Annotated in this window: 32 protein-coding genes, 1 pseudogene and 1 riboswitch; of the genes and pseudogenes, 17 read left to right on the forward strand and 16 right to left on the reverse strand. The window is 67.4% G+C overall.

Going from position 1 to position 25111, the window contains the following annotated elements; all coding sequences use genetic code 11:
- Window positions 1–519: a hypothetical protein gene (locus tag A5745_RS03805; protein ID WP_076062678.1), complete on the reverse strand. Its 519-nt coding sequence runs from the start codon at window positions 517–519 to the stop codon at window positions 1–3.
- 87 nt (window positions 520–606) lie between these two features.
- Window positions 607–1107 (reverse strand): serine/threonine protein kinase, encoded by a 501-nt coding sequence (locus tag A5745_RS03810; RefSeq protein ID WP_076062676.1) that lies wholly within the window; start codon window positions 1105–1107, stop codon window positions 607–609.
- A gap of 399 nt (window positions 1108–1506) precedes the next feature.
- Here A5745_RS03810 and A5745_RS03815 point away from each other — a divergent pair, with 399 nt between their 5' ends.
- The 6 genes from A5745_RS03815 (at window position 1507) to A5745_RS03840 (ending at window position 7305) form a co-directional block, all read left to right on the forward strand.
- A complete protein-coding gene (locus A5745_RS03815) occupies window positions 1507–1845 on the forward strand; it encodes a CD225/dispanin family protein (protein ID WP_076062675.1) in 339 nt (112 codons plus the stop codon).
- 61 nt (window positions 1846–1906) lie between these two features.
- A complete protein-coding gene (locus A5745_RS03820; RefSeq protein ID WP_076062673.1) occupies window positions 1907–2284 on the forward strand; it encodes a DUF2752 domain-containing protein in 378 nt (125 codons plus the stop codon).
- Between the two features lie 39 nt (window positions 2285–2323).
- Window positions 2324–3823: a M28 family metallopeptidase gene (locus A5745_RS03825; protein ID WP_076115153.1), complete on the forward strand. Its 1500-nt coding sequence runs from the start codon at window positions 2324–2326 to the stop codon at window positions 3821–3823.
- A gap of 8 nt (window positions 3824–3831) precedes the next feature.
- Window positions 3832–5298, forward strand: coding sequence for a M28 family peptidase (locus A5745_RS03830; RefSeq protein ID WP_076115168.1), 1467 nt, complete (start codon window positions 3832–3834; stop codon window positions 5296–5298).
- Between the two features lie 125 nt (window positions 5299–5423).
- Window positions 5424–6920, forward strand: coding sequence for a peptidase (locus tag A5745_RS03835; protein WP_076115169.1), 1497 nt, complete (start codon window positions 5424–5426; stop codon window positions 6918–6920).
- A gap of 10 nt (window positions 6921–6930) precedes the next feature.
- Window positions 6931–7305, forward strand: coding sequence for a DUF4190 domain-containing protein (locus tag A5745_RS03840; protein ID WP_076115154.1), 375 nt, complete (start codon window positions 6931–6933; stop codon window positions 7303–7305).
- Here the strand turns inward: A5745_RS03840 and A5745_RS03845 are convergent.
- Complete coding sequence (locus A5745_RS03845) at window positions 7272–8147, reverse strand: LLM class F420-dependent oxidoreductase (protein WP_076115155.1); 876 nt, start codon at window positions 8145–8147, stop codon at window positions 7272–7274. The two genes, A5745_RS03840 and A5745_RS03845, sit on opposite strands and share 34 nt — an antisense overlap.
- A gap of 24 nt (window positions 8148–8171) precedes the next feature.
- Window positions 8172–8609 carry a MarR family winged helix-turn-helix transcriptional regulator gene (locus A5745_RS03850; RefSeq protein WP_076062666.1) on the reverse strand — a complete coding sequence of 146 codons (438 nt, stop codon included), beginning with the start codon at window positions 8607–8609 and terminating at the stop codon, window positions 8172–8174.
- Window positions 8610–8823: 214 nt separating this feature from the next.
- Here A5745_RS03850 and A5745_RS03855 point away from each other — a divergent pair, with 214 nt between their 5' ends.
- Window positions 8824–9609: an oxidoreductase gene (locus A5745_RS03855; RefSeq protein WP_076062665.1), complete on the forward strand. Its 786-nt coding sequence runs from the start codon at window positions 8824–8826 to the stop codon at window positions 9607–9609.
- Here A5745_RS03855 and A5745_RS03860 read toward each other — a convergent pair whose 3' ends face one another.
- From A5745_RS03860 to thiC, 3 genes are all read right to left on the reverse strand, one after another.
- Window positions 9610–10227 (reverse strand): alpha/beta family hydrolase, encoded by a 618-nt coding sequence (locus A5745_RS03860; protein WP_076115156.1) that lies wholly within the window; start codon window positions 10225–10227, stop codon window positions 9610–9612.
- Window positions 10224–11051, reverse strand: coding sequence for a bifunctional hydroxymethylpyrimidine kinase/phosphomethylpyrimidine kinase (thiD, locus tag A5745_RS03865; RefSeq protein ID WP_076062661.1), 828 nt, complete (start codon window positions 11049–11051; stop codon window positions 10224–10226). The genes A5745_RS03860 and thiD overlap by 4 nt, the downstream gene beginning before the upstream one ends.
- Window positions 11048–12676 carry a phosphomethylpyrimidine synthase ThiC gene (gene thiC / locus A5745_RS03870; RefSeq protein WP_076062659.1) on the reverse strand — a complete coding sequence of 543 codons (1629 nt, stop codon included), beginning with the start codon at window positions 12674–12676 and terminating at the stop codon, window positions 11048–11050. Before thiC ends, thiD begins: the two co-directional genes overlap by 4 nt.
- A riboswitch (TPP riboswitch) is annotated at window positions 12668–12777 on the reverse strand. Its footprint overlaps the gene before it by 9 nt.
- Window positions 12778–12861: 84 nt before the next feature.
- Here thiC and A5745_RS03875 point away from each other — a divergent pair.
- Entirely contained in the window at window positions 12862–13548 is a 687-nt protein-coding gene (locus A5745_RS03875; RefSeq protein WP_076062658.1) for a PAS and ANTAR domain-containing protein, read from the forward strand.
- A gap of 9 nt (window positions 13549–13557) precedes the next feature.
- Here A5745_RS03875 and A5745_RS03880 read toward each other — a convergent pair whose 3' ends face one another.
- Window positions 13558–13833: a hypothetical protein gene (locus tag A5745_RS03880; RefSeq protein ID WP_139329437.1), complete on the reverse strand. Its 276-nt coding sequence runs from the start codon at window positions 13831–13833 to the stop codon at window positions 13558–13560.
- A gap of 93 nt (window positions 13834–13926) precedes the next feature.
- Here A5745_RS03880 and A5745_RS24920 point away from each other — a divergent pair, with 93 nt between their 5' ends.
- A complete protein-coding gene (locus A5745_RS24920) occupies window positions 13927–14091 on the forward strand; it encodes an Rv1535 domain-containing protein (RefSeq protein WP_254848491.1) in 165 nt (54 codons plus the stop codon).
- A gap of 17 nt (window positions 14092–14108) precedes the next feature.
- Here the strand turns inward: A5745_RS24920 and A5745_RS03890 are convergent, their stop codons facing one another.
- From A5745_RS03890 to A5745_RS03905, 4 genes are all read right to left on the reverse strand, one after another.
- On the reverse strand, window positions 14109–14549 hold the full coding sequence (locus A5745_RS03890; RefSeq protein WP_076115158.1) for a hypothetical protein: 441 nt from the start codon (window positions 14547–14549) through the stop codon (window positions 14109–14111).
- Between the two features lie 83 nt (window positions 14550–14632).
- Entirely contained in the window at window positions 14633–15436 is an 804-nt protein-coding gene (locus tag A5745_RS03895; protein ID WP_175879757.1) for an exodeoxyribonuclease III, read from the reverse strand.
- 41 nt (window positions 15437–15477) lie between these two features.
- Window positions 15478–16263: a GNAT family N-acetyltransferase gene (locus A5745_RS03900; protein ID WP_076115160.1), complete on the reverse strand. Its 786-nt coding sequence runs from the start codon at window positions 16261–16263 to the stop codon at window positions 15478–15480.
- Window positions 16263–16856, reverse strand: a complete 594-nt coding sequence (locus A5745_RS03905; RefSeq protein WP_076115161.1) for a peptide deformylase — start codon at window positions 16854–16856, stop codon at window positions 16263–16265. The genes A5745_RS03900 and A5745_RS03905 overlap by 1 nt, the downstream gene beginning before the upstream one ends.
- A 195-nt stretch (window positions 16857–17051) precedes the next feature.
- On the opposite strand from A5745_RS03905, the gene A5745_RS03910 reads away from it, so the two are divergent.
- Genes A5745_RS03910 through A5745_RS03935 form a run of 6 tightly spaced genes read left to right on the forward strand, consistent with a single transcriptional unit; the run spans window position 17052 to window position 21225 of the window.
- Window positions 17052–17360: a DUF3263 domain-containing protein gene (locus A5745_RS03910; protein WP_046185798.1), complete on the forward strand. Its 309-nt coding sequence runs from the start codon at window positions 17052–17054 to the stop codon at window positions 17358–17360.
- Between the two features lie 53 nt (window positions 17361–17413).
- The gene (locus tag A5745_RS03915) at window positions 17414–17890 is read left to right on the forward strand and encodes a LytR C-terminal domain-containing protein (RefSeq protein WP_076115162.1); all 477 of its coding nucleotides are present in this window, start codon (window positions 17414–17416) and stop codon (window positions 17888–17890) included.
- A gap of 47 nt (window positions 17891–17937) precedes the next feature.
- Window positions 17938–18642, forward strand: coding sequence for a superoxide dismutase family protein (locus A5745_RS03920; protein ID WP_076062646.1), 705 nt, complete (start codon window positions 17938–17940; stop codon window positions 18640–18642).
- Window positions 18623–19762 carry a glutamate--cysteine ligase gene (locus tag A5745_RS03925; RefSeq protein ID WP_371336834.1) on the forward strand — a complete coding sequence of 380 codons (1140 nt, stop codon included), beginning with the start codon at window positions 18623–18625 and terminating at the stop codon, window positions 19760–19762. The genes A5745_RS03920 and A5745_RS03925 overlap by 20 nt, the downstream gene beginning before the upstream one ends.
- A 3-nt stretch (window positions 19763–19765) precedes the next feature.
- The gene (locus tag A5745_RS03930; RefSeq protein WP_076115163.1) at window positions 19766–20416 is read left to right on the forward strand and encodes an LON peptidase substrate-binding domain-containing protein; all 651 of its coding nucleotides are present in this window, start codon (window positions 19766–19768) and stop codon (window positions 20414–20416) included.
- The gene (locus A5745_RS03935; RefSeq protein ID WP_076115164.1) at window positions 20413–21225 is read left to right on the forward strand and encodes an enoyl-CoA hydratase-related protein; all 813 of its coding nucleotides are present in this window, start codon (window positions 20413–20415) and stop codon (window positions 21223–21225) included. The genes A5745_RS03930 and A5745_RS03935 overlap by 4 nt, the downstream gene beginning before the upstream one ends.
- Before the next feature lie 4 nt (window positions 21226–21229).
- Here the strand turns inward: A5745_RS03935 and A5745_RS03940 are convergent, their stop codons facing one another.
- Genes A5745_RS03940 through A5745_RS03950 form a run of 3 tightly spaced genes read right to left on the reverse strand, consistent with a single transcriptional unit; the run spans window position 21230 to window position 23423 of the window.
- Window positions 21230–22129 (reverse strand): SDR family NAD(P)-dependent oxidoreductase, encoded by a 900-nt coding sequence (locus tag A5745_RS03940; protein WP_076115165.1) that lies wholly within the window; start codon window positions 22127–22129, stop codon window positions 21230–21232.
- The gene (locus A5745_RS03945) at window positions 22126–22575 is read right to left on the reverse strand and encodes a hypothetical protein (protein WP_240563063.1); all 450 of its coding nucleotides are present in this window, start codon (window positions 22573–22575) and stop codon (window positions 22126–22128) included. The genes A5745_RS03940 and A5745_RS03945 overlap by 4 nt, the downstream gene beginning before the upstream one ends.
- A gap of 41 nt (window positions 22576–22616) precedes the next feature.
- A complete protein-coding gene (locus tag A5745_RS03950) occupies window positions 22617–23423 on the reverse strand; it encodes a DUF2867 domain-containing protein (protein ID WP_076115166.1) in 807 nt (268 codons plus the stop codon).
- A gap of 21 nt (window positions 23424–23444) precedes the next feature.
- Here A5745_RS03950 and A5745_RS03955 point away from each other — a divergent pair, with 21 nt between their 5' ends.
- Window positions 23445–24041, forward strand: coding sequence for a TetR/AcrR family transcriptional regulator (locus A5745_RS03955; RefSeq protein ID WP_076062634.1), 597 nt, complete (start codon window positions 23445–23447; stop codon window positions 24039–24041).
- Here A5745_RS03955 and A5745_RS03960 read toward each other — a convergent pair.
- Window positions 24015–24947 (reverse strand): annotated as a pseudogene (locus tag A5745_RS03960) (26S protease regulatory subunit); the annotation flags it as partial. The gene A5745_RS03955 and the pseudogene A5745_RS03960 overlap by 27 nt on opposite strands.
- On the opposite strand from A5745_RS03960, the gene A5745_RS24925 reads away from it, so the two are divergent.
- Window positions 24856–25111: hypothetical protein (locus A5745_RS24925; RefSeq protein ID WP_371336835.1), on the forward strand; the 256-nt coding region annotated here is incomplete at its 3' end. The pseudogene A5745_RS03960 and the gene A5745_RS24925 sit on opposite strands and share 92 nt — an antisense overlap.

The raw sequence follows: 25111 nt of genomic DNA on the forward strand, positions 1-25111 counted from the left end.
TTAGCCGTTGGCCTGCCACCACTTGTACAGGGCGGCCGTGTCACCGTTGGACGCGCGGATGAACGCCAGGACGTTCTTGGAGTCAACGGTCCAAAGCACCTCGGCCTGGCCGGAATCCGTTCCACACGCCACCTGTCCGGCCGAGTCGGAGTTGCCCTGGTGCCATGTGGTCGGCGACTTGGCGTCCCCGCAGTTGGCGAGGGTGTCGCTGCTGATCAGTTTGGTGAACGAGCTGGCCGTGTCGGCGCTGCTGCCAAACAGGAAATACTTTCCGCCCATCGGACCGCTGGAGTCGGCGTTCTGTCCGCACTGCAGCACCGCCACCACCGGGGCGGAAAACGAGCCCTGCACGTCGGAGACCTGCTGTGGCGAGCAGTTGCTGCTGGTGTAGCCCTTCGACAGCGCGCTGGTGAGCGTGTCGATGGGGGCCGCCGTCGCGGTGGCACTACCGGCGATGGCGCAGCCGCCGATGAGCGCTACGGCCGTCGCCGCCCGCAGCGTGTGGGTGAGGGGGGACAATTCTGAACTCCTTTGTTTGAGGGGAAAACCGGGTAACGCAAGGATGTTTCGGGAAGCTATGCCCGAAATGCGGTGCGGCGCAACCGTTCAGCCGTTGGCTCGCCACCATTGGTAGAGCGCGGCCGTGTCACCGCTGGATCCGCGGATGAGGCTCATCACCGTCTTGGCATCCGTGGTCCAGATGACCTCGGCCTGGCCTTGATAGGTGCCGCACGCCACTTGCCCGGCCGAGTCGGTCGAGCTGCCCTGGTGCCACACGGTCGGCGATTTGGCGTCCCCGCAATTGGTCAGCGTGTCGGAGCCGATGCTGTTGGTGAACGAACTGGCTAGATCGCTGGCGTTGTTGAAGAGCAGGTACTTGGCGAAGACCGGCCCGCTGGGGTCGCTGTTCTGGCCGCACTGGAGCACCGCCGACACGCCACTCGGGGGCTGCTGCGAGGAGCAGTTGCTGGTGTTGTAGCCCTTGGATAGTAGTCCGGCAAGCGTGTCGGTGGGATCTGCTGCGGCGGTGGCGGTACCAAGGCAGACAGAGCTACTCACGAGTGCTGCCGCCGTCGCGGCTCGTAACGTGATGGTGAGGTGAGACATTCGATGACTCCTTACGGTCGCCGGACCGACGGTGCGGCTGCGCTGACGTCCCGGAGTGTATGTGCGTTGTCGGCCGAAAACAGCGCTTCAGCTAAAAGGATCGTAAGGCTATCTCGTGGCTATGCAACACATTCCGTTGGAAATTGTCTGTTTGGGCATCATTCGCGGCGCACCTCGGTGCGGTGCCGGAAACCGGCGCGCGCTCAAAGCGGCTAGTAGACAAGCTATTTCAGTCGACTGCAGTCGCGGTCGACATGACGGGTTTACCGGCCGATTTTTCCCATCGCGTTTGCGGAAAATCGCTGGCATACGAATTTCGCGGACAAGCTGCTCGACGGGCGTCGCTCAGGTATGGTTAGCACGCTTTACGCCAGCTAACTTCTCTTGACTGGAGACCCGATGACTGCACAGCCGCCTCCCCCTCCCGGTTACCCACCGCAACAGCCGCCCGCGGGGCAAGCGCCGAACAACTACTTGGTGTGGTCCATTTTGGTGACGTTGTTCTGCTGCCTTCCGCTGGGGATCGTGGCGATCGTCAAGTCCAGCCAAGTCAACGGATTATGGGCGCAGGGCCAGTATGCCGAGGCGCAGGCGGCCGCCGACAGTGCCAAGAAGTTCGTGATCTGGTCGGCCGTTATTGGTGTTGTCGTGGGCATCATCTACGCGATCATCGCAATTGCGGGCGGGTTGGCCACCAACTCGAACGCCGCGATGCTTGCCACGACGATGTTCTTCTAAGGCCGCGATTGGTTCCACGGTGAGCCCTGGTTCGACACGGCTGAGTCTCGGTGCGCCACTGATGGTGGCGGCGGGCACGACGCTGGTGTGCGCGGCCATCTGGGTGGGCGATCCGACCACACCGCACGGTCCGCTGCCGGTATGCCCGACCAAGGCGCTGTTGGGGATCGACTGTCCCGGCTGCGGCAGCCTGCGGATGCTGTACTCGTTGATGCACGGCAATCTGCTAGCGGCCGCGAGGTTTAACGCTGTGGGCCTGGTGGCGATCGCACTGCTGGTGTGGGCCTTCGCGGCGTGGACTTACGGCCGCGTTTCGGGCCGCCGGATTCGAGGCTGGCAGCACCATCGATGGTCCGCGGCAGTGACGCTGGTGGTAGTGCTGGCCTGGTTTGTGGTGCGCAACATCCCGTTTGCGCCCTTCAGCGCGCTGTATGTCTGAGCTGGAACTCCGGACCCCCCGCGTCTAACGTTGGGCGCGATGGTGCACAAATCCAGGGCTGTCGCGGCGGTGCTCGGCTTGGTCGCTGTCACGGTATTTGCGTCCGGCTGCTTCCACCGGACGGCCAATTCGCAGCAACCGATCGGCGATCCCGCCGCGGCGAAGTTCGCCAGTGCCCTGCAGCACAAGGTCACGACCGACGCGATGATGGCGCACCTGTCGAAGCTCCAGGACATCGCCAACGCCAACAACGGCACTCGTGCAGTGGGCACCCCCGGCTATGAGGCCAGCGTCGACTATGTGGTGAATACACTGCGTAACAGCGGTTTTGACGTGCAGACGCCGGAGTTCTCGGCCCGGGTGTTCCATGCGGACAAACCGGAGGTGACGGTCGGCGGCAAGCCCGTGGAGGCGCGCGCCCTCGACTACAGCGCCGCCACACCGCCGGACGGCGTGAGCGGGCCACTGGTGGCCGCCCCGACCGGAGACAGCTCGGGCTGTAGGCCCTCCGACTTCGACGGGCTGGCAGTGCACGGCGCCGTGGTGCTGGTGGACCGCGGAACCTGCCCCTTCGCCCAGAAGGAGGACGCCGCGGCGCAGCGCGGCGCCGTCGCGATGATCGTCGCCGACAACGTGGACGAGCAGCAGATGGGCGGAACCCTGGGCGCAGACACCGACGTCAAGATCCCGGTGGTCGGGGTGGCCAAGTCCGTGGGGGTGCAGCTGCGCGTCCAGCCCGGGCGGACGACGATCAAGCTGAATGCCGGCAGCCAGAGTTTCAAGGCCCGCAACGTCATCGCGCAGACCAAGACCGGATCCCCCACCGACGTGGTGATGGCGGGCGCACACCTGGACAGCGTCCCGGCGGGACCGGGCATCAACGACAACGGGTCGGGAGTGGCCGCCGTTCTGGAAACCGCGGTGCAGCTGGGTAATTCACCGCAGGTGCACAACGCGGTGCGGTTCGGCTTCTGGGGCGCGGAGGAAGTCGGCCTGATCGGATCGCGCAACTACGTCGAGTCGCTCAACCTCGATGCGCTCAAAGACATTGCGCTGTACCTGAACTTCGACATGCTCGCGTCGCCGAATCCCGGCTACTTCACCTATGACGGAGACCAATCGCTGCCGCCGGATGCGCGCGGGCAGCCGATGGTACCCGAGGGTTCGGCCGGCATCGAGCGCACGTTTGTCGACTACCTGAAGTCGGCCGGCAAAACCGCGCAGGACACCTCGTTCGACGGGCGCTCCGACTACGACGGATTCACCCTTGCGGGCATCCCCGCGGGCGGCTTGTTCTCGGGTGCGGAGAACAAGAAGTCCGACGAGCAGGCCAAGCTGTGGGGCGGGACGGCGAACGAGCCGTTCGATCCGAACTACCACCAGAAGGGCGACACCCTCGACCACATCGACCGCACCTCGCTGGGCATCAACGGCGGCGGCGTTGCCTACGTGCTGGCGCTGTATGCGCAGGACCTCGGCGGACGAAACGGCGTCCCGGTCATGGCGGACCGTACGCGCCACGTGCTCTCCAAGCCATGACGCGTGCCATGCCCCGTCGGCTGGGCGCGCTCCTCGTGATCGGGCTGCTGGCGGGCTGTTCGTCGGCGCGGCCGGCTCCGCCCGCCGCGGCGCCGGACCTCGGTCGTGGCCTGGCCGCAAAGGTGAGCGCCGACGGGATGTTCGGCCACCTGCGCGCACTGCAGGACATCGCCAACGCCAACAAGGGGAACCGGGCGGACGGCACACCGGGCTACGACGCCAGCGTGGAGTATGTGGTGAAGGCGTTGCGCGGCAAGGGTTTCGAGGTATCGACGCCGCAGTTCGACCGGCTGTATGCCATTGCCCAGGGCAAGCCGGCGCTGACGATCGCGGGCCGTGGCTATCCGGTCGATCAGGCCTCGCTGTTGGTCCGGACACCGCCCGGCGGTCTGACCGGGCAACCGGTCCGGCCGGGCGCGCCGTCGGGCTGCGCGGTCGGCGACTACCCGGCAGCCCTACCCAAGGGTGCGATCGCCGTCGTCGACGACACCCGCTGCTCGGTGGTCGACAAGCAGAACAGCGCGGTGGCCAAGGGTGCCGTCGCGCTGGTCGTGCTCAGCACGCCGGGCGGCCAGGGCGCGCCGCCCACGTTGTTCAATCCGGGTTACTTCAAGCAGCTGACGGTTCCGGTCGCCGTCGCCGGTGCCGAGGCCGCTGGCGCGCTCGCACGCAGCACCACACCGGTACATCTGGTCCTGGATGCCGAGAACGTCAAGATCACGTCGCGAAATGTGCTGGCGCAGACCAAGACCGGCTCGGCTAAAGACGTGATCATGGTCGGAGCGCACCTGGACGGCCCGCGTGACAGCCCGGGCATCAACGACAACGGCTCGGGGGTTGCCGCGGTGCTGGAAACCGCGCTGCAGCTCGGGCCGCTGGCGCCGGTGAACAACGCGGTGCGGTTCGTGTTCTGGGGCGCCGACGAGGACGGGCTCAACGGGGTGACGGACTACGTGTTCGGCCTGGATGACGAGCAACGCAACGACATCGCCATGTACCTGAACGTCAACCTGATCGGCTCGCTCAACGCCGGCTTTTTCACCGACGACGGCGATCAGTCCGGTCCGCCCGGACAGGGTGTCTCGTTCGGTGATGTGCCCGACGGCTCGGCCGGCATCGAGCGCACGCTGGACGGCTACCTGAACCTGGCCGGGAAGCGGCCCGCCGACATGCCGCTGGGCACCCGGACCGACTACCACCCCTTCATGGTGGCGGGCGTGCCGATCGGCGGTCTGAGCGCCGGCGCGTCACAGCTGAAAACCCCTGTGCAAGCGCGGCTATGGCGCGGCAAGGCCGGTGTCGGCTTCGATCCCAACTTCCAGACCCCCCGCGACACCGTCGACAACATCAGCCGGGAAGCATTGGCGGTCATGGGTTCTGGGGTGGCGTACGCGGTCGGCAGCTATGCCATGTCAATCGGGGGCGTCAACGGCGTCCCGTCCCACGACAAGCGGCACCGCACGCGGCTGCCGTAGCGCCCGGGCCACCAGAGGCGATTGCTGATTCGGGGTTTGCTGAGGCCCCCATTTGTGGCACGCTCGTTGATCGACGGATTTACAATAAGGACCCTTTGATTCGGCCGGTCGAGATGGGGTTGGTGATGGATAACCACGCGCGGTATCGACGTCGACCGGCCGGAGGTCGCCGACGCAGGGCGGCGGCAGCGCTGCGGGCGGCAATCGCCTGCGCAGCGGCGATACTCGTGGTGGCCGGCTGCAGCACATTCGTCGAGGGACGAGCCCTGTCGATGCTCAACGACCCGTTCCGGGTCGGGGGTCTGCCCGCCACCAACGGTCCCAGCGGGATCCGCCCGAACGCGCCGGCTACGACCGGAACGGTGATCAACACCGACAACGGCACCATCGACAAGTTGTCGTTGCTATCGGTCAATGACATCGAGGAGTACTGGAAGTCGGTTTACGGCGAATCGCTGCAGGGATCGTTCGTCCCGGTCGGCAAGCTCATCTCCTACGACTCCACCAATCCCAGCAGTCCGATCGTGTGCCACAACGACACCTACAAGCTCGTCAACGCCTTTTTCACATCGAGATGCAACCTGATCGCCTGGGACCGCGGCGTGTTCATGCCTGTCGCGCAACGCTATTTCGGCGACATGTCCGTCAACGGCGTGCTGGCCCACGAGTTCGGGCATGCCCTGCAGCAGATGGCGAAACTGGTGACCCGCAAGGACCCCACCATCGTTCGCGAACAGCAGGCCGATTGTTTCGCCGGCGTCTATCTGTTCTGGGTGGCCGACGGCAAGTCGCCGCGCTTCACGCTGAGCACCGCCGACGGACTCGACCACGTGCTGGCGGGAATCATCACCACCCGTGACCCGGTGATGGACGCGGACACCGAGAACGACGACGAACACGGCTCGGCCCTGGATCGGATCAGCGCCTTCCAGATGGGCTTCATCAGCGGGGCGTCGGCTTGCGCAGGGATCAACAAGCAGGAAATCGAGCAGCGCCGCGGCGACCTTCCCAAGACCCTGCGCGTCGATAACAGCGGGGACCCGGAGACCGGCGAGGTCACGCTCAACGAAGACACCCTGTCGACGCTGATGGAGCTGCTGGGAAAGATCTTCTCGCCGAAGAATCCGCCGACGTTGTCCTACAAGCCGGCCGATTGCCCGGATGCGAAAGCCAGCCCGCCGGCGTCGTATTGTCCGGCCACCAACACCATCGTGGTCGATCTGCCCGGGCTGGCGAAGATGGGGAAGGTCTCCGCCGAGAGCGAACACACGCTGCCGCAGGGAGACGACACCGCCCTGTCGGTCGTGATGTCGCGATACGCGCTGGCGGTACAGCACGAACGCGGGCTGGCGATGCAAAGCCCGTGGACCGCGCTGCGCACCGCGTGCCTGACCGGTGTTGTGCACCGCAAGATGGCCGAACCCATCGACTTGCCTTCCAAGAAGGAGCTTTTGCTGACCGCCGGCGACCTCGACGAAGCCGTCGCGGGGTTGCTCACCAACCACCTGGTGGCCAGCGACGCGGACGGTACCAGCGTTCCGGCCGGCTTCACGCGGATAGCGGCGTTCCGCGGCGGCGTGACCGGCAACATGGACGCGTGCTACTCGCGTTACCCCGGATAAGGAGGCGTCCGTGTCGGAACCCCCGCCCAGCTATCCGCCACCGCCGGGTGGTTATGGTTATCCGCCACCACAGCCCGTCGGCACCAATGGGCTGGCCATCGCCTCGTTGGTGTGCTCCTTGTTCGGTTGGCTGTGCATCATCGGCGGCATTCTGGGCATCATCCTCGGCGTTTTGGCGCTGGGCCAGATCAGGCAGAGCGGCCAGGGCGGCCGCGGTTTGGCGATTGCCGGAATCGTCATCGGCGGCATCGTGACCGCGCTGGTGATATTCGCGGGGATCCTCGGGGCCGTATTCGGCGGCACGTCACACACGCATTCCAGCTCGCCGGCGACGGCGATAGTCGTTGCAGCTCAACCTATCCCGGCCAGCTTCGGCATCACCTGATCGGCATACCGGCGGATGAAGCCGACGGGATCCGGGTTTCCCGGCAGGGGACCGACGTTGATCATCTCGATGCCCTGCGCGGCATAGCGCTCCACAGTCTTCAGGTACGCGTCGGTGTCATCGAACGGATCCATGGTCGCGAGGCCGCCGGCCGTCTTGCGGATTTCGCCGGGATCACGGCCCACCGCGTCGCAGTGGCGGTTCAGCACATCGACCTTGTGCTTCAGCTCGTCGACATCGGTCGCCATGCTGTTCCAGATATCGGCGTACTGCGCGACCAGCCGCAGCGTCTTCTTCTCGCCGTCGCCGCCAATCAGAATCGGTGGCCGCCGAATCGGTTGGGGCGCACAGATTGTCTCGGCCAGCTGATAGTGCCTGCCGTTGTACGGGCCGTCATCATCGCTCCACATCTGCCGGCATACCTGCAGCGTCTCCTCCAGCATCTCGAAGCGTGTGCTCAGCGCCGGATACGGAATGCCGAGCGCGACATGTTCGCGGTCATACCACGCCGCGCCCAGGCCAAGTATCGATCGGCCTTGGGACAGCACGTCGAGCGTGGTGACGGTTTTGGCCAGCACCCCGGGATAGCGATACGTCACCCCGGTGACCAGCAGGGCCAGGTCGATAGTCGTTGTTTGTCCGGCCAGGAAACCCAGGGATGTATAGCCCTCCAAGAAAGGATCCTGCGCGGGCCCAAGGGCTTCCATCTGGAAGAAGTGGTCGGCCAGCGTGAACAGCGTTGCCCCGCCTTCCTCGGCGGCTCTGGCCGCGTCGGCAAGCGTCGGGCCCAGCTTCGCCGGGTCGCCTGGCAGAAAATCGATGAAGTGCACTCCCAATTGCATTGCCAAATCTGTCCTTTCGTGTAGCTATTGTTCGGTTAGGCGCTCCAGCAGCGACAACGCATCAAGGATGATGCGCCGCTCGCGTTCGGAGTACCGCTCCTGCATCGCGCGTGCCAGCCACTCCTCCCGCACTTGACGGTCGCTCTCGGCGCGCTCACGGCCCGCCTCGGTCAGCGAGACCACTTGGCGCCGACCGTCTTCCGGGTCGGGAGTGCGCTCGATGAGCCCACGTTGTGCGAGGGCGGCCAGTATGGTTGCCATCGACTGGGGGCGTACCCGTTCTGCGCCTGCCAACGCGCTGGCCGACGACGCCCCCTCTTTCCATAGCCGGGTGAGCACCGCCGTCTGTGACGGAGTCAGATCCTCACCAACCGCGACGTTCCTCAACCGCCGCCGCAGCCGGCTGAAGACCACCCGAATATCTCGCGCGGCCGCGACGGCGGACTCGCCGATGCCATCCATGCCACCAATCTAGACTAGACAGCTAAGACTGTCCAGTTTGGACTGTATAAATAGCTCGGCGGAGGAGGTTCGTATCTCGGGTTGCGGCGAGCCCGTTGCGGTCCATTGGGCAAGCTCTAACCGGTGGCGCGCCAGGATCGCGCTTGACGAAGTCCGCGCCCAGTGCGGCGTAGCCTCTAGCGTCGTGCGCGCCGCAGACGCGGGAAGGACTGATATGGATTTGCGTCTATCGGGGAAGACCGCAGTAGTCACCGGCGCCAGCAAAGGCATCGGTTTCGCGATCACCAAAGCCCTCGTGGATGCGGGGGTTCATGTGGTGGCCGGGTCACGGACGCCCGGCAAGGGACTGCCGGCGCTCGAAGAGACGGGGCAGGCGTCGTTCGTGCCCGTCGACCTCTCCCAGGCCGGCGCAGCCGAAGAGCTGGTCGCCGTGGCGGCCGAGCGCGGCGGGATCGACATTCTGGTCAACAACGTCGGCGGTTCGAAGGTCCGTGCGGGCGGGCTGGCCGGCATCACCGACGATCAATGGCAAGCGACGTGGGATCTCAACGTGATGGCCGCCGTGCGATCCGTCCGCGCCGCGCTACCCCAGATCGAAAGGCGCGGCCGCGGCTCTATCGTCATCATCGGCTCGATCAACGCCTACCTTGCCAATCCCGAAAGCTATGACTATTGCGCCGCCAAAGCCGCCCTCGCCAGTTTTTCGAAAGCGTTGTCAAAAGAGTTGGCGCCGAAGGACATCCGAGTCAATTTGGTTAGCCCCGGGGCGGTGCTGACGGAGATTTGGACCGACGAGGGTAGGTTGGCCGCTCAGTACGCCGCCGCCGACGGCCGCACGCCCGGGGAAGTCCGGGCGGCGATCATCGAGAATACTCCGACGGGCCTTTTCACCACCCCCGAGCAAGTCGCCGACCTCGTCTTGTTCCTTGCCAGCGACCGCGCCGGGAACATCACCGGATCCGACTATCGCATCGACGGCGGCTACGTCACCACGCTGTGATCAGCGCAGCAGGCGCAGCGCCGCGTCCACCGCGAGCGCGGGCACATCGAGCTTCGTCGAACGCAAATCGTGTCGGGCGCCGGCGATTTCGACGACCTCGATCGGTGCGGTGACCAAAGCCGCCGCCGCACGAACCTCGTCGGGGGTGCCGAAGGGGTCCGAGGTGCCGTGGGTGAACACCGTCGGCACCGTGATGTCGGGCAGGTGCTCGGTGCGGGGCCGCTCCGGCTCGCCGGGCGGGTGCACGGGGTAGGAGAACAGCGTCAGCACGTCCACCGGTGCTTCGTTGGCGGCCACGACCATCGACGTCTGCCGGCCACCGTAGGAATGTCCGCCGGCGATCAGCGGCCCGTCGGCGAGGCCGCGGCACACGGTGATCGCCTCCACGATTCCGGCGCGGTCACCCGCCGCCGAGCCGGACGGCGGGCCCTTGGGCCGGCGGCGGCGGTAGGGCAGGTTGTACCGCACCGCGAGCCAGCCACGACGCGCCCATTCGTCGCAAACCTGTTGCAGCAGTGTGGATTCCCGGCTACCTCCGGCGCCGTGGGTCAGCACGACCACCCCGGCGGCCGGGCCTGCGGGTCGGTGCGCGACGCCCGCGATCTGGTCGAGGTTCATGACAACCGGAAGAGCGGCGAGACCGGCCCGTGTCCGTGGCCCAGCGGATAGGAGGCGCGCAGGCATTCGGTCACCCACCCCTTCGCGAACGACACCGCGTCCGGCACCGTGAACCCGTGCGCCAGCGCACACGCCGTCGCCGCGGCCAAGGTGTCCCCGGCGCCGTGGTCGTGAATGGTGTCCACCCGCGGCGAGTCGAACTCGTGAAAGTCGGTGCCGTCGAACAAAAGATCCGTGCTGCTCGCCGAACCCTGCAGGTGCCCGCCCTTGACCAACGCCCACTTGGGTCCCAAGTCGTGCAGTGCGCGTGCGGCCTCTCGCTGCGACCGCGAGTCGACGACGTCGATGCCGACCAGCAACCGCACCTCGTGCAGGTTCGGCGTCACCAAGCGAGCCAGCGGAAACAGTTCGGTACGAACCGAATCCAGTGCGCTCGTGTCCAACAGTGGGTCGCCGTGCATCGACGCACACACCGGGTCGACCACCAGCGGGGCGTCGCCGCCGTGGTCCCGCCAGGCCGCGGCGACCGCTTCGATGATTTCGCCCGACGCCAGCATGCCGGTCTTGGCCGCCTGCAAACCGATGTCGTGACAGACCACCTCGATCTGGGCCGTGATGACGTCGCCGGGGACCTTGTGAAAACCTCTGACGCCCACCGAATTCTGCACCGTCACCGCGCTCACCGCGCACAGCGCATGAACCCCGAGCAGCGTGCAGGTGCGCACATCGGCCTGCATACCGGCGCCGCCGCCGGAGTCGGACCCGGCGATGGCCAGCACCCGCAGCGGCGTCTCGCCCGGCCCGGGCAGCGGCAGGTACGTCACGTTATAGGTAGATACACCCGATTGCCGTGCTCGGCGAACTCGACCGACTTCTCGGCCATTGCGGCCTCGATGGCTTCCTCGCTGTCGAGCCCGTGTGCGGCCGCGTAGTCGCGGACATCCTGCGTGATGCGCATCGAGCAGAACTTCGGTCCGCACATCGAGCAGAAGTGCGCCGTCTTCGCCGGTTCGGCGGGCAGCGTCTCGTCGTGGAACTCCCGCGCGGTGTCGGGGTCCAACGACAACGCGAACTGATCGTTCCAGCGGAACTCGAAGCGGGCCGTCGACAGGGCGTCGTCGCGCTCCTGCGCGCGCGGGTGGCCCTTGGCCAAGTCCGCCGAGTGCGCGGCGATCTTGTACGCGATCACCCCGTCCTTGACGTCCTTGCGGTCGGGCAATCCCAGGTGCTCCTTGGGGGTCACGTAGCACAGCATCGCGGTACCGGCCTGCGCGATGATGGCCGCGCCGATCGCCGACGTGATGTGGTCGTAGGCCGGCGCGATGTCGGTGGCCAGCGGACCCAGCGTGTAGAACGGCGCCTCCTCGCACAGCTCTTCCTCGAGCCGCACGTTCTCGACGATCTTGTGCATCGGGATGTGTCCGGGACCCTCGATCATCACCTGTGCGCCATGGGCTTTCGCGATCTTGGTCAGCTCGCCCAGGGTGCGCAGCTCGGCGAACTGCGCGGCGTCGTTGGCGTCGGCGATCGAGCCGGGACGCAGCCCGTCACCCAGCGAGAAGGTGACGTCGTAGCGCGCGAAGATGTCGGCCAGTTCCTCGAAATGCGTGTACAGGAACGACTCTCGGTGATGCGCCAGGCACCAGGCCGCCATGATCGACCCGCCGCGGGACACGATGCCGGTGACGCGCTTGGCGGTCAGGGGCACATACCGCAGCAGCACGCCGGCGTGCACGGTCATGTAGTCCACGCCCTGCTCGCACTGCTCGATCACGGTGTCGCGGTAGATCTCCCAGGTCAGCTCCGTCGGATCGCCCTTGACCTTCTCCAGTGCCTGATAGATCGGCACCGTGCCCACCGGCACCGGCGAATTGCGCAGGATCCATTCGCGGGTTTCGTGAATGTTCTTGCCGGTGGACAGGTCCATGATGGTGTCCGCGCCCCAGCGGGTGGCCCACACCATCTTGTCGACCTCCTCGGCGATCGACGACGTCACCGCCGAGTTGCCGATGTTCGCGTTGACCTTGACCGCGAATGCCTTGCCGATGATCATCGGCTCGCTCTCGGGGTGATTGTGGTTGGCCGGGATCACCGCGCGGCCGCGGGCGACCTCGTCGCGCACCAGCTCGACCGACACGTCCTCGCGCGCGGCGATGTACGCCATCTCGGCGGTGATCTCCCCGGCGCGGGCGCGCTGCAGCTGGGTCCCGCGGTCGCGGACCACGCCGGGCCGCGCCGGCAGCCCGGCCGCCAAGTCGATCATCGCGTCCGGATCCGTATACGGACCGGAGGTGTCGTAGAGGTCGAAGTGGTCGCCGGTGGACAGGTGCACCCGCCGGAACGGAACCTTGAGACCCGCGCCGGTGCCGGGCGCCGCAATTTCGCGATAGGCCTTGCTACTGCCCGCGATGGGTCCCGTGGTCACGGACGGTTCGACAGTTGCGGTCATTCGTCATCTCCCTACGCCGGCATTACCCGGTCAGGTTCGTACGGTCGACGGCCCCAGCCGTCCTCTCAGCGCACTCGGCGTGCGCTCCCGCGCCCTAGTTGTTTGATCGTCCGCACGCGACGTTACCCCCAACGCCGTGCCTGCCGACTCTCGCCGTCGAATCCACCCGGTGGAATGATGGAGACGTGCCACAGCCCACGCCTACGACCGGCGATGCCGAGGGCGCCGCCTCGGGACACTTGAGCGTTGGCAGCTTCCGCTTCTGGTTCGCGGGCGAGCGCTGGGAATGGTCCGACGAGGTCGCGCGGATGCACGGCTACGAGCCCGGGTCTGTCGTGCCGACGACGGAGTTGCTGCTGTCGCACAAGCATCCCGATGACCGCGAACACGTCCGTGATCTGCTCGATTACGCGGTGCAGTCGGGAGAATCATTCTCCAGCCGTCATCGCTTCATCGACACCGCCGGCGGTGAGCATGACGCGATCGTCGTGGCCGACCGCATCCTGGACGAATCGGGTGCGGTCGTGGGCACCGCGGGCTACTACATCGACCTCACCGATACGTTCGACGAGGCGCGCTCGGAAACCCGGCAGGAGGTGCTCGACGAGGCGCTGCCGGACTTGTTCGAGAACCGCGCGGCCATCGAGCAGGCCAAGGGCGTCCTGATAGCCGTCTACCGGGTCAGCGCGGATCAGGCCTTTCGGGTGCTGCAATGGCGGTCGCAGGAGACCAACGTCAAGCTACGCGTGCTGGCCAAACAACTCGTCAGCGAAGTCGTCAGCCTGCCGCCGCCGTCGCCGACCGTGCAAAGCCAGTTCGACCACGTGCTGCTGACCGTGCACGAACGCGTTCCGGTCGAATCCAGCCGCTGACGGGCCCGGCTAGGCCTCTTCCATCGCCTCGCCGAGCTCCTCGAGGACCTTGTTGTGGTGGTTGCTCGCCAAGAGGTGTCCGGCGGCGATGACCATGGCCACCGGCCAGTCGATGAGTTCGAACGCGGCCAGCGCCGCCAGACCCCCGTAATAGGCCATCTGCTCGGGCCGCGGAATCTCCAGCTGACCAAAAACCGGAAGATTTACGGCGAACGTCTCGCCTTCGCGGATTTTCTGCACCGCCTCGCTCTGCGAGGTCCCCCTGCGAGCCTTCTTTTCGGCCATCATTTGCCTTTCCGTAACTAAGCATTTGCCGTTGAGCCGGGTCGGGTGGTCAACGTCGGAGATATGTCGACGACCGACGTCCTGGCCGATCCGATGACTTCGACGGTAGCTTCTGTGCTGACCGTGCCCGTGCGGCAGCTATATGCCCTGCTCTGGCGTGTGGGCGTCGTGGAGATTGTGGAGACCGATCGGATGTCGTGCCGCGCACCTGAGCCCGCGCCGGCGGGCCGAGGGGGGCACAGCCGGGCAGTCGGCTGAGCCCGGTACTCACACATTCAGTTGGTGCTGCGCAATTGAGTGGTGCCCGCCCGGCGGCCCGTCGTCTTCTTGGCCGGCCGCTTGGCGGCGGCTTTCTGAGCCTTTTGCGGCGGCCGCTCCGTCGGAACCGGCTTGAGGTTTGCTTTCGCGGCCGTTGGCTGCGTATCCGGTTTGCGGTTCAGCCGCTGCAGCAACAGCGCGCCGCCACCGACCGCCAGCAGCACCGGCCACTCGACCAGGCCGGCGACACCGAGCGCACCGATGGCGAGCGCGGCCGCAGGCGTCGAATGACTGCCGGAGTTGATTCCGCGCCTAATGCCTTCCGCGGCGCCGGTTACGCCGCCGACGATTCCGTTCACCGCGGCGCCGCCCAACGCTCCGGCGGTCGCCGTGGTGGCCGCTGCCGCACGATTCACCGTTTTGCCCATGCTGCGGACCGTTCCGCCAACGACACCCATAGCGACTCCCTGGCTTTAGATATCGCAAGCGTACGCCGGCTCTGGACTATTTCAACGGGAGCGAACGGCCATACGCATTCGGCTCAGCGTTTGATATCGATCAGCACGGGCGCGTGATCGCTCGGCGCCTTGCCTTTGCGTTCCTCACGGACGATCTGCGCATCGATCACGCGGGCGGCCAGCGCCGGCGACGCGAGGATGAAGTCGATGCGCATGCCCCGGTTCTTCGGAAACCGCAACTGGGTGTAGTCCCAGTAGGTATAGACCCCGGGGCCGGGCGTGAAAGGCCTTACCACGTCGGTGAATTGAGCGTCGACGATCGCGTTGAACGCACGCCGCTCCGGCTCGGAGACGTGCGTGGCGCCGGCATAGAATTCGGTGCTCCAGACGTCGTCGTCCGTCGGGGCGATGTTCCAGTCCCCGACCAGCGCGATCTGCGCTGTCGGATCGTCGTGCAGCCACCCGGCGGCCGTATCACGCAGGGCGGCAAGCCAATCCAGCTTGTAGGTGTAGTGCGGATCGCCCAGGGCCCGCCCGTTTGGCACGTACAGGCTCCACACCCGAACACCACCGCAGGTGGCACTCAGGGCGCGGGCTTCCGCCGCGGCGGCCACCTCGGGCTTGCTACTCCAGCTGGGCTGCCCGTCGAAGCCGATCTGCATATCGTCCAGACCGACGCGGGAGGCGATGGCGACGCCGTTCCATTGGTTGAAGCCGACGTGTGCGACCTCGTAGCCGAGTTCGAAGAACGGCAGGGCCGGGAATTGGCCATCGGCGCATTTGGTCTCCTGCATGGCCAGCACGTCGACGTCGGCGCGAGCAAGCCAGTCGACGACGCGGTCCAGGCGGGTGCGGATCGAATTCACGTTCCAGGTGGCCAGCCGCAGCCGCGGCGGGTCGCCGCCATCGATCACGCCGTCGGGCATGGCTAGACCGTATCGATTCTTCGGGCGGCCACGTAGCGGCGGCGGTGGTGCAGCCGAAAGCCGAGGGATTCCGCAAGCGCGATCTTGTCAGTGTCGTCGTCGCCGACTTCCACGTACGCGCGGGTTGCGCCCATGCGTGCACCCCAGGCCAGCAGCGCGGCCGCGTCATCCGCGTCGCGCACGGCCGAAAGCCCCACCCACCGGGTGCCGTCGGGCGCGTCGGTCACCGCGGCGCGCCAGCGCTCCCGCTGCTCTGGCGTCACGGTCGGGTCCGGCTGTGACGCTGGCGTGAGGCTCGACAGGTCGCGCACCGAGACGCGCTCGGTGTGTTCGGCCGCGAGGCCGGGTGGCGGCCGCAGCAACCGGTCGGGGAAGGCCAGCCACGCTGTCAGGGCACGCCGGTCGTACCAGTCGACGATCGCGGGGATGGTCGCGGTGCTGGCGGAAATATCCAGGGGCACAGCGGAATTGACGCAAAGGACGGTATCGTCTCCGGCGCGCAGGAGCCAGCCGTCCAGCCACGTGTGTTCGTCCCCGGGGCAGGCCGCGGCGGCCGCGTGTTCGAGTGCCCTGATGGCCGACGCGCGCACCGGCGCGTCGGTCAGCACCCGCAGCGCCACCACGTCGGCGGGCGAGCACTCGACGACGGCGCCGGTTTTCGTGCGCACTCGCACCACCGGATCGACCGCCAGCAGGTGCCCCACCGCATCTGTCAGCGGCGGGACCGAACCGGCGGGGCGTCGGTACCGGACCGTCACCCGCGTTCCCGGCTCGGGCCACGAGATCATCAGTGGCCGAACGGGTCCGGCCCCTCGCCGGGTAACCACGACAAACCCGGGACGCCCCAGCCGTGCGACTTCACCGCGCGCTTCGCGGCGCGGGCGTGCCGGCCGATGAGCCGGTCCAGATAGAGAAAGCCATCCAGGTGTCCGGTCTCGTGCTGCAGCATGCGCGCGAACAGGCCGGTGCCCTCGATGGCGACGGGGCTGCCGTCGGCGTCGAGTCCCGTGACCCGCGCCCACTTCGCACGGCCGGTGGGGAACGACTCGCCGGGAACCGACAAGCACCCCTCGTCGTCGTCCCCCGGATCGGGCATGGTCTCGGGGATTTCGGAGGTCTCCAGGACGGGATTGACGACCACACCGCGGCGGCGGTCCGTTAGTCCGCGGTCCTCGGCGCAGTCGTAGACGAACAGCCGCAGTCCGTAGCCGATCTGGTTGGCGGCCAGCCCGACCCCGTGGGCGGCGTCCATGGTGTCGTACATGTCGGAGATCAATGCGGCCAGATCCGCCGGTAGCGAACCATCGGCGGCCACCGCCACCGGTGTCGTCGGGGCGTGCAAGACCGGATCTCCCACGATGCGAATGGGTACGACTGCCATGGTCGGCTAGCTTAGGCGGGGTGGACAACGGCTTGGGGGACAGTCGGGCAATCTTGGCGAATCCGCCGACTCGCGGGTCTGGATTACGGCTTGAGGGTTCGCGGCGTGGTTCAATATTCGCCGAAACATGCCCCTATGTAAGTCAAGTCATTCGCACAGTTTGAGAATCGCCGAGAAGGGTCCAGGGGAAGCGATATGGACAGCGCCATGGCGCGGGCAAATCGATCGGGGGACGACTCTGAAATCGCCGATGGGCTGACGCGCCGCGAACACGACATCCTCGCATTCGAACGCCAATGGTGGAAATTTGCGGGAGTCAAGGAAGAAGCGATCAAAGAGCTGTTCTCGATGTCGGCGACGCGCTACTACCAGGTGCTCAACGCGCTGGTGGACCGGCCCGAGGCGCTGGCCGCCGACCCGATGCTCGTGAAGCGGTTGCGACGGCTGCGCGCCAGCCGCCAGAAGGCCCGTGCGGCGCGGCGCCTGGGCTTCGAGGTCACCTGACACCTGACGCGCCTTTGCAGGTTCCGGCCCGGTTCTAGCTACAGTGGGCTGCGATGAAAGAGCGCGTCCCCGACTCGACGGGGCTTCCCCTGCGGGCCATGGTGATGGTGCTGCTGTTCCTGGGCGTCATTTTCCTGCTGTTGGGCTGGCAGGCCCTGGGTAGCTCGGGAACCTCCGAGGACGACTCGGCGTCGCAGGTGTCCAGCGTGACCAGCACCACCTCGACGACGGCCTCGACGACCGGTAAGGCCCCGGCGAACCAGGCCGAGGTGCGCGTGTACAACGTCTCGTCCAAAGAGGGCGTCGCCGCGCACACCAAGGACCAGCTCACCGGTGCCGGCTTCAAGGTCACCGAGGTGGGGAACCTGTCGATCCCCGACGTCGGGGCCACCACGGTGTACTACACCGACGCCGACGACGAGCACGCCACCGCCGATGCCGTGGGCAAGAATCTGAGCGCACCCGTCCAACCGCGCATCCCCGCGCTCACCAACCAGCCTCCCGGCGTCATCGTGTTGGTGACGGGCTGACGTTCGCATCGCTGCAAATTCGGAGGTCGGCGGGCTAGGCTTCCGCTATGCCTAAGCACCGCAATGTCGCTGCCGCCGCCACGTTCGCGATCGCGTTGGTAGGTGCGTGCTCGTCGCCCCAACACGCGTCGTCGATCCCGGGTACCCCGCCGGCGATCTGGACCGGATCGCCCGCGCCGTCGGGAGGCTCGGGCGAGGAGGGAGCGCCCGCGGGCGCCGGCGCGGCGTCCGCATCGCAGCGCATGATCACCCATCTGAAGGCTCCGGACGGCGCCCAGGTCGCCACCGCGACGCTCGAGTTCGCCAACGGCTATGCCACCATCACGATCGCGACGACCGGCCCGGGTCAGCTCACGCCCGGCTTCCACGGCGTGCACATCCACAAGGTCGGCAAGTGCGAGCCCAATTCGGTCGCACCCACCGGCGGCGCGCCCGGCGACTTCCTGTCCGCCGGCGGGCACTTCCAGGTGCCGGGGCACGCGGCCGAACCCGCCAGCGGTGACCTGACGTCGCTGCAGGTTCGCAAGGACGGTTCGGGGACGCTGATGACGACCACCGACGCGTTCACGATGGAAGACCTGTTGAACGGCGAGAAGACCGCGATCATCATTCACGCCGGCGCCGACAACTTCGGCAACATCCCGCGCGATCGCTACAACCAGACCAACGGCACGCCGGGGCCCGACGCGACGACGATGAGCACCGGCGACGCCGGCAAGCGGGTGGCCTGCGGTGTCATCGGTGCCGGCTAACAAGACCCGCGCTCGCATCGATTTCAAGCGCTCACCGCGGCCGACCATCGGCGTGGAGTGGGAGTTCGCGCTCGTCGACGCGCAGACCCGCGACCTGAGCAACGAGGCCACCGCCGTCATCGCCGAGATCGGCGAAAACCCGCGCGTGCACAAGGAATTGCTGCGCAACACCGTCGAGGTCGTCAGCGGTATCTGCGACTGCACCGGACAGGCGATCGAGGACCTGCGCGAAACACTGGGGCCGGCCCGCCGGATCGTCCGCGACCGCGGCATGGAGCTGTTCTGCGCGGGCACCCACCCGTTCGCGCGATGGTCCACCCAGAAGCTCACCGATGCGCCGCGCTATGCCGAGCTGATCAAGCGCACCCAGTGGTGGGGCCGTCAGATGCTGATCTGGGGTGTGCATGTGCATGTCGGAATCTCCTCGGCGCACAAGGTGATGCCGATCATGTCGTCGCTGCTGAAGTACTACCCGCACCTGCTCGCGTTGTCCGCCTCGTCACCGTGGTGGGGTGGCGAGGACACCGGATACGCCAGCAATCGCGCGATGATGTTTCAGCAGTTACCGACGGCCGGGCTGCCGTTTCAGTTCCAGACCTGGGCGGAGTTCGAGGGCTTCGTCTACGACCAGAAGAAGACCGGCATCATCGACCATATCGACGAAGTCCGTTGGGACATCAGGCCTTCGCCGCATCTGGGCACCATCGAGGTGCGCGTCTGCGACGGCGTGTCCAACCTGCGCGAGCTGGCCGCGCTGGTGGCGCTGACGCACTGCCTGATTGTGGACCTGGACCGCCGGCTGGACGCCGACGAGTCGTTGCCGACAATGCCGCCCTGGCATGTGCAGGAGAACAAGTGGCGAGCCGCCCGCTACGGCCTGGACGCGATCATCATCCAGGACGCCGACAGCAACGAGCGCCTGGTCACCGAGGATCTCCTCGACGTGCTGAACCGGCTCGAGCCCGTCGCGAAGTCGCTGCACTGCGCCGACGAATTGGCGGCGGTGGCCGACATCCCGCGAGTCGGCGCTTCGTATCAGCGGCAGCGCCGGGTCGCCGAAGACCATGACGGTGATCTGCGCGCCGTTGTTGACGCGCTCGTAAGCGAGCTGGACAGCTGAGCCATGGCGGATCTCGAAACCGTTGAGATGGCGATGTTTCCGCTCGAATCGGCGGTGCTGCCCAACCAGGATCTGCCGCTGCGGATTTTCGAACCCCGCTATGTCGCGCTGGTGCGCCACTGCGTCGAGGCCGATGATCCCTTCGGGGTCGTGCTCATCTCGCGCGGGCGCGAGGTCGGCGGCGGCGAGACGCGCTGTGATGTCGGCGTGTTGACCCGGATCACCGAATGCGTCGATCACGGCCTCGACCGATACGCGCTGCGCTGCCGTACCGGCGAGCGAATTCGGGTGCGCGAGTGGCTGACCGACGACCCCTACCCACGGGCGACCGTCACGCTGTGGCCCGACGAGCCGGGGGAACCCGTGACCCACGCGCAACTGCACGACATCGAAGACCGGGTAATCGCGCTGTTCGAGCGGATCGCCGAAGCGCGCGGCGCGCAGCTGCCCGGCCGCGACGTGCTGCTGGGCTACGACGAAGCCGACGCCGACGACCCCGGCTCGCTGATGTTTGGGTTGGCGGCCCGCATTCCGATCGGGACCGCAGACCGGTACGCCGTGCTGACCGCGCCGTCGGCGGCCGAGCGGCTCGCCGCGCTGCGCGAGGCCGTGGACACCGTCGCCGAGATGGTGGAGTTCCAATTATCCGAATGAATACCGATGTGACAGTTGAGATCAACGACGGCGTGGCGGTGCTCACGCTGAATCGTCCCGACCATCTCAACGCCTACACCGCAGAGATGGGTGCGCTGTTGAGTCAGGCGTATCGGGACTGCGACGCTGACGACCACGTCCGCGCCATCGTCGTCACCGGAGCCGGCGGCGCGTTCTGCGCCGGCGCGGACTTCTCGGGCAACATCTCGCCGTTCGACGCCCCGGGCGAGACGTTCTCGGCATCGCCGATCGACCCGGCCGCCTTCGAATTGCGCAAGCCCGTGATCGCCGCGCTCAACGGCCACGCCATCGGCATCGGGCTCACCATCGCGCTGCAGGCCGACATCCGCATCGTCGCGGTCGACGCCAAATACGGTGTGGTGCAAGTGCGCCGGGGCGTGATACCGGACTGCATGTCGCACTGGACGTTGGCGCATCTGACCACGCTGGGCGCGGCCGCGGAGATACTGCTGACCGGCCGGACCTTCACCGGAGCGGAGGCCGTCGCGCTCGGCGTCGCCAATGCGGCGTTGCCCGCCGAGCGGGTGCTCGCCCACGCGATGGAAATAGCGCGCGACATCGCGGTCAATGTCGCTCCGATGTCCGCGGCGCTCGCCAAGCGGCTGCTGTGGGACAGCGCGATCAACAACTACAGCCCGCATGAGGTCGCGTCGCTGGAAACGCAGCTGCACCACCGGGTGATGGGCACCGCGGACGCGCGCGAAGGCGTCGCCGCGTTCCTGGATCGACGGCCACCCCGGTTCAGCGCGCGGCTTTCCGACGAGTGGACGGCTTTACCGGAGCCGTGAGGGCTCACCGCGCCGCACACAACTTCTCGGAGAGCGTCCACAACTGCGCCGCGCGCTGGGTGTCGCGGGCATAGGGCGCGACCGCGTCGCTGACACCGCAATCTTCGAGATACGATCCACCCCGGTCCGCCAGCTCGGGGCTCACCGCCGCCCAAACCTGGGTGGCCGCACCGTGCTCGGGCGTGGTGACCTCCAGGCGTCCCGACGCGTGTTCGCGTAGCTGGGAGAAATCCGACCGGGACATATGGCGCGCCAGCGACGTGGCGACGGTGCCGGGATGGACGGCATACGCCCGGATTCCCATCTCGCGCAGGCGCCGGTCGGCCTCCACGGCGTGCAGGATGTTCGCCGTCTTGGACGCGCCGTACGCGGCGAACTTGTCGTAGTCACGGCCGTCCCAATTGGGATCGTTCAGGTCGACATCGCCCAGGAGGTGACCACGCGACGACAGGATGACGATGCGGGCTTTCCCGGCGGCCGCCAGCCGCGGGACGAGGAGCTGGGTTAGTTCGAAATGCCCGAAATGATTTGTCCCGATCTGCATTTCGAAGCCGTCCCGCGTCCGCTCGAACGGGGTGAACATGACGCCGGCGTTGTTCATCAACACGTGGATCACCGGCGCGAGGTCGCCGATCGCCGTGGCCGCCGCGCGCACGCTGGAAAGCGCGGTGAGGTCCAGGTGAACCGTCGACGTCCGCGCGCCGGGCACTTCCGCCCGTATCCATTCGGACGTCTGGGCCAGCGCGCCATGGTCGCGCGCCGCCAGGACCACGTGCGCGCCCGCGGCGGCCAGTGCCCGTGCCGACTCACGGCCCAGCCCGGACGACGCGCCCGTGATCACACATGCCTTGCCGGACAGGTCGATTCCCTCGACGACCTGAAGGGCCGTCGGGCGTTCGGTCATTGCGATCCGGCTTCCCGCTCGGCCAAGGACTTCAGCGTGAGCAGCTGCTTGCGCATCATCACCAGATCGCCGAGCGCCAGCGCACGAGCGGGCAGCCGGGGCCCCGCGAACCATACGCGCGCGTGCAGCCGCGAGCCGGCCCCTTCCGGCCGGACCGCGTAGGTGACCGCGACGCCCTTGGACCGCAAGGTGATCTGCTCACCGTCGGTGAACGACTGCAAGGCGAACAAGGTCATGAATCGCTGTCCCACTTCGAGATGAACCAGTTCGGGGTCGCGCGCTCGAGGACTGCGCCGGCCGAGGTTGTCCAGGATGTCATAGCTATAGGGTGCTACGCGCAACTGGCACAGCCAGCAGAACACGATCGACGGCGGCGCGGCGATGCTGATCGCGCGGTCGGCCTGGACGCCGGCGCGCGGGCGCAATGCGTCGCAGGGCAGCGGCACGGTTCGTTCCGTTGGCCGCACACCCCAGGTCAGGCCCAGATTCAAGGGGCGGCCACCAGACGGGCGGCGCGCTGCGTCAGCCGTGGTGCGATGACCCGATGCAGAGGGCCCACCACGGCCCAGACCGTTCGGGCGGCGACTTTGCGGTGATAGTGCACGTGAGTGGTGAGCGTGGCACGTCGACCGTCCTCGCGTCGCAGCGTGAGTTCGCCGCGCATCAGCGACCCGTTTGTCGTCAGTACGAGGGCATCGGGGTCCGAATGCATGATCTGCCAACCGATTACGTGATTCGGTGAGGAGGGCGGACCTAGCCTAAATCTCAACACGTGGCGGTGGATCCATAGCACAACGCCTCCGCCGGGTTGGTCCCTCAGCGCGTCACGAAACATCTGTTCGGCGGTGCGCGAGTCGCCGTGCAGGATGGGGACCTCGAAGACGTCCGTGTAGTCGGCCGCGGTCTTGCTGGTTTCTGCCCGCGCCGCCAGTACGGCCGCGGCGATGCGTCGCAGCGTCCATCGCACCGCGACGCGGTGCCCGCCGGTCCCGATCACCAGCGCGCGATAGGCCTTGCCGTGAATTCCCGGAAAGTCCGCCCACGTCGCCGCCCGCAGCCGGGTCTGCCGCCCGGCGTCGTCCAGCTCGAACACCCACCGGTATACGGCGAACGGGTGGCGCCCCTTCAGCGCGAACCGCTCGGGTGGCCGCGCCTCGTCCAGCACGAAACCGGGCGGCACGGTGGACGGGTCGCCCGGGTCGCGGCACATCACGCGCAGCAGCGCCGACCACGTGTCGTCGCGATTCGCGTCAATCGTTATGGCATGCTCATCAATATAGGGTAATCGTTCCATATAGAAGGATCGTACTAGATCATGGCCCCACCGCGGAAGCATGAGACCGATGTGATCCTCGACGCAGCGCGGGCGCTGGTGCTCGACGGCGGACCGCGCGCGGCGAGCGTGGCGGCGATCGCGAAATCCAGCGGTGCGCCGGCCGGCACGCTGTATCACCGGTTTGGCAACCGCGACGGCATCCTGACGGCGGCGTGGCTGCGCGCGCTGGAACGTTTCCAGGCGCGAGCGATGGCGGCCGACGGGGAGACACCGATTGACACCGCCGTCACGATGGCCGTGGCGGCGATCAGCTTCGCGCGCGAACTTCCCGAGGACGCTCGGCTGTTGTTGACGATGCGACCGGGTGATCTGCTCGACGGCGAGCCCGACGTGGCGTTCTCCGAGACACTGGCCGCGATGAACGCGCCGCTGATCCAGCGGGTTCGCGGCCTGGCGCGCGAGCTGTTCGGCAGCGGCAGCGCGCGGTGCATCGACGCGGTCGCCCGGGCGGTTGCCGACCTGCCGTACGCCGTGGTGCGGCGCCACGCGCATGACGATCCGATGCCGCGCTGGCTCGAGGCCGACGTGGCGGCGGCGGCGCGGGCGATGCTAGAGAGCTTTGGCGAACGCGCGTAGCGCGTCCACCTGGACCGGGTCCAGCGAGGGGCGCACGGTTTTGCGGGCCGCCGCGAGGTCGGCCGCCGTCACGTCCGCGGCGTCGATGGACCGGCGCATCGCGCTCAGCGCGGCTTCTCGCAGCAGCGCCACGCAGTCGGCCGCGCTGTAGCCGTCGAGTTCCGCTGCTACGTCGTCGAGGTTGACGTCGGCGCTCAGCGGGATGGATTTGCCTGCGGTGCGCAGGATTTCGCGGCGGGCGGCGGCGTCGGGCGGTTCGACGAAGACAAGCCGTTCCAGCCGGCCCGGGCGCAGCAGCGCGGGGTCGATCAGATCGGGCCGGTTGGTGGCGCCCAGCACCACGACGTCACGCAGCGGGTCGATGCCGTCGAGTTCGGTCAGCAGCGCGGCCACCACCTTGTCGGTCACGCCGGAGTCGAAGCTCTGGCCGCGCCGCGGGGCCAGCGCGTCGATCTCGTCGAGGAACACCAGCGATGGCGCGGAATCGCGGGCCCGCCGGAACAGCTCGCGCACGGCCTTTTCCGACGCGCCCACCCACTTGTCCATCAGCTCGGAGCCTTTGACCGCGTGCACGCTCAGCTGTCCGGTGCTGGCCAGCGCGCGGACCACGAAGGTCTTGCCGCAGCCCGGCGGGCCGTACAGCAGCACCCCGCGCGGCGGGTCGACGCCCAACCGGGCGAAGGTGTCGGGATGCTGCAATGGCCACAGCACCGCTTCGGTCAGCGCCTGTTTGGCCTCGGCCATGTCACCCACGTCGTCGAGCGTGACGTTCCCGACGGTCAGTTCCTCGCTGGCCGAACGGGACAGCGGCCGGATGACGCTGAGCGCACCGACGAGGTCGGCCTGCTCCAGCCTGGGCGGCTGGCCGTCGACGCTGGCGCGCGAGGCCGCCCGCAGGGCACTGCTGGAGACGCTGCTCAAGCCGGTACCCACCGGCGACCTCGATCTCGACGAAATCGCCGGCCGCACACCGGGTTTCGTCGCCGCCGACCTGGCCGCGCTGGTGCGCGAAGCGGCCGGCGGGCGGCCGCGCGCGCCCGCGCCGCCGGCCCCCCCCCCCGGGGGGGGCC

Origin of the sequence: Mycobacterium sp. IS-2888 (assembly GCF_001954215.1) — a bacterium.
GTDB lineage: Bacteria > Actinomycetota > Actinomycetes > Mycobacteriales > Mycobacteriaceae > Mycobacterium.

What these genes read in the sequence shown, in the direction of transcription:
- A5745_RS03810 (WP_076062676.1), bottom strand. Translation starts at nt 1,107, where the DNA reads ATGTCTCACCTCACCATCACGTTACGAGCCGCGACGGCGGCAGCACTC.
- A5745_RS03815 (WP_076062675.1), top strand. Translation starts at nt 1,507, where the DNA reads ATGACTGCACAGCCGCCTCCCCCTCCCGGTTACCCACCGCAACAGCCG.
- A5745_RS03820 (WP_076062673.1), top strand. Translation starts at nt 1,907, where the DNA reads ATGGTGGCGGCGGGCACGACGCTGGTGTGCGCGGCCATCTGGGTGGGC.
- A5745_RS03825 (WP_076115153.1), top strand. Translation starts at nt 2,324, where the DNA reads ATGGTGCACAAATCCAGGGCTGTCGCGGCGGTGCTCGGCTTGGTCGCT.
- A5745_RS03830 (WP_076115168.1), top strand. Translation starts at nt 3,832, where the DNA reads ATGCCCCGTCGGCTGGGCGCGCTCCTCGTGATCGGGCTGCTGGCGGGC.
- A5745_RS03835 (WP_076115169.1), top strand. Translation starts at nt 5,424, where the DNA reads ATGGATAACCACGCGCGGTATCGACGTCGACCGGCCGGAGGTCGCCGA.
- A5745_RS03845 (WP_076115155.1), bottom strand. Translation starts at nt 8,147, where the DNA reads ATGCAATTGGGAGTGCACTTCATCGATTTTCTGCCAGGCGACCCGGCG.
- A5745_RS03850 (WP_076062666.1), bottom strand. Translation starts at nt 8,609, where the DNA reads ATGGATGGCATCGGCGAGTCCGCCGTCGCGGCCGCGCGAGATATTCGG.
- A5745_RS03855 (WP_076062665.1), top strand. Translation starts at nt 8,824, where the DNA reads ATGGATTTGCGTCTATCGGGGAAGACCGCAGTAGTCACCGGCGCCAGC.
- A5745_RS03860 (WP_076115156.1), bottom strand. Translation starts at nt 10,227, where the DNA reads ATGAACCTCGACCAGATCGCGGGCGTCGCGCACCGACCCGCAGGCCCG.
- thiC (WP_076062659.1), bottom strand. Translation starts at nt 12,676, where the DNA reads ATGACCGCAACTGTCGAACCGTCCGTGACCACGGGACCCATCGCGGGC.
- A5745_RS03880 (WP_139329437.1), bottom strand. Translation starts at nt 13,833, where the DNA reads ATGGCCGAAAAGAAGGCTCGCAGGGGGACCTCGCAGAGCGAGGCGGTG.
- A5745_RS24920 (WP_254848491.1), top strand. Translation starts at nt 13,927, where the DNA reads ATGACTTCGACGGTAGCTTCTGTGCTGACCGTGCCCGTGCGGCAGCTA.
- A5745_RS03890 (WP_076115158.1), bottom strand. Translation starts at nt 14,549, where the DNA reads ATGGGTGTCGTTGGCGGAACGGTCCGCAGCATGGGCAAAACGGTGAAT.
- A5745_RS03900 (WP_076115160.1), bottom strand. Translation starts at nt 16,263, where the DNA reads ATGATCTCGTGGCCCGAGCCGGGAACGCGGGTGACGGTCCGGTACCGA.
- A5745_RS03905 (WP_076115161.1), bottom strand. Translation starts at nt 16,856, where the DNA reads ATGGCAGTCGTACCCATTCGCATCGTGGGAGATCCGGTCTTGCACGCC.
- A5745_RS03910 (WP_046185798.1), top strand. Translation starts at nt 17,052, where the DNA reads ATGGACAGCGCCATGGCGCGGGCAAATCGATCGGGGGACGACTCTGAA.
- A5745_RS03915 (WP_076115162.1), top strand. Translation starts at nt 17,414, where the DNA reads ATGAAAGAGCGCGTCCCCGACTCGACGGGGCTTCCCCTGCGGGCCATG.
- A5745_RS03920 (WP_076062646.1), top strand. Translation starts at nt 17,938, where the DNA reads ATGCCTAAGCACCGCAATGTCGCTGCCGCCGCCACGTTCGCGATCGCG.
- A5745_RS03930 (WP_076115163.1), top strand. Translation starts at nt 19,766, where the DNA reads ATGGCGGATCTCGAAACCGTTGAGATGGCGATGTTTCCGCTCGAATCG.
- A5745_RS03935 (WP_076115164.1), top strand. Translation starts at nt 20,413, where the DNA reads ATGAATACCGATGTGACAGTTGAGATCAACGACGGCGTGGCGGTGCTC.
- A5745_RS03940 (WP_076115165.1), bottom strand. Translation starts at nt 22,129, where the DNA reads ATGACCGAACGCCCGACGGCCCTTCAGGTCGTCGAGGGAATCGACCTG.
- A5745_RS03950 (WP_076115166.1), bottom strand. Translation starts at nt 23,423, where the DNA reads ATGGAACGATTACCCTATATTGATGAGCATGCCATAACGATTGACGCG.
- A5745_RS03955 (WP_076062634.1), top strand. Translation starts at nt 23,445, where the DNA reads ATGGCCCCACCGCGGAAGCATGAGACCGATGTGATCCTCGACGCAGCG.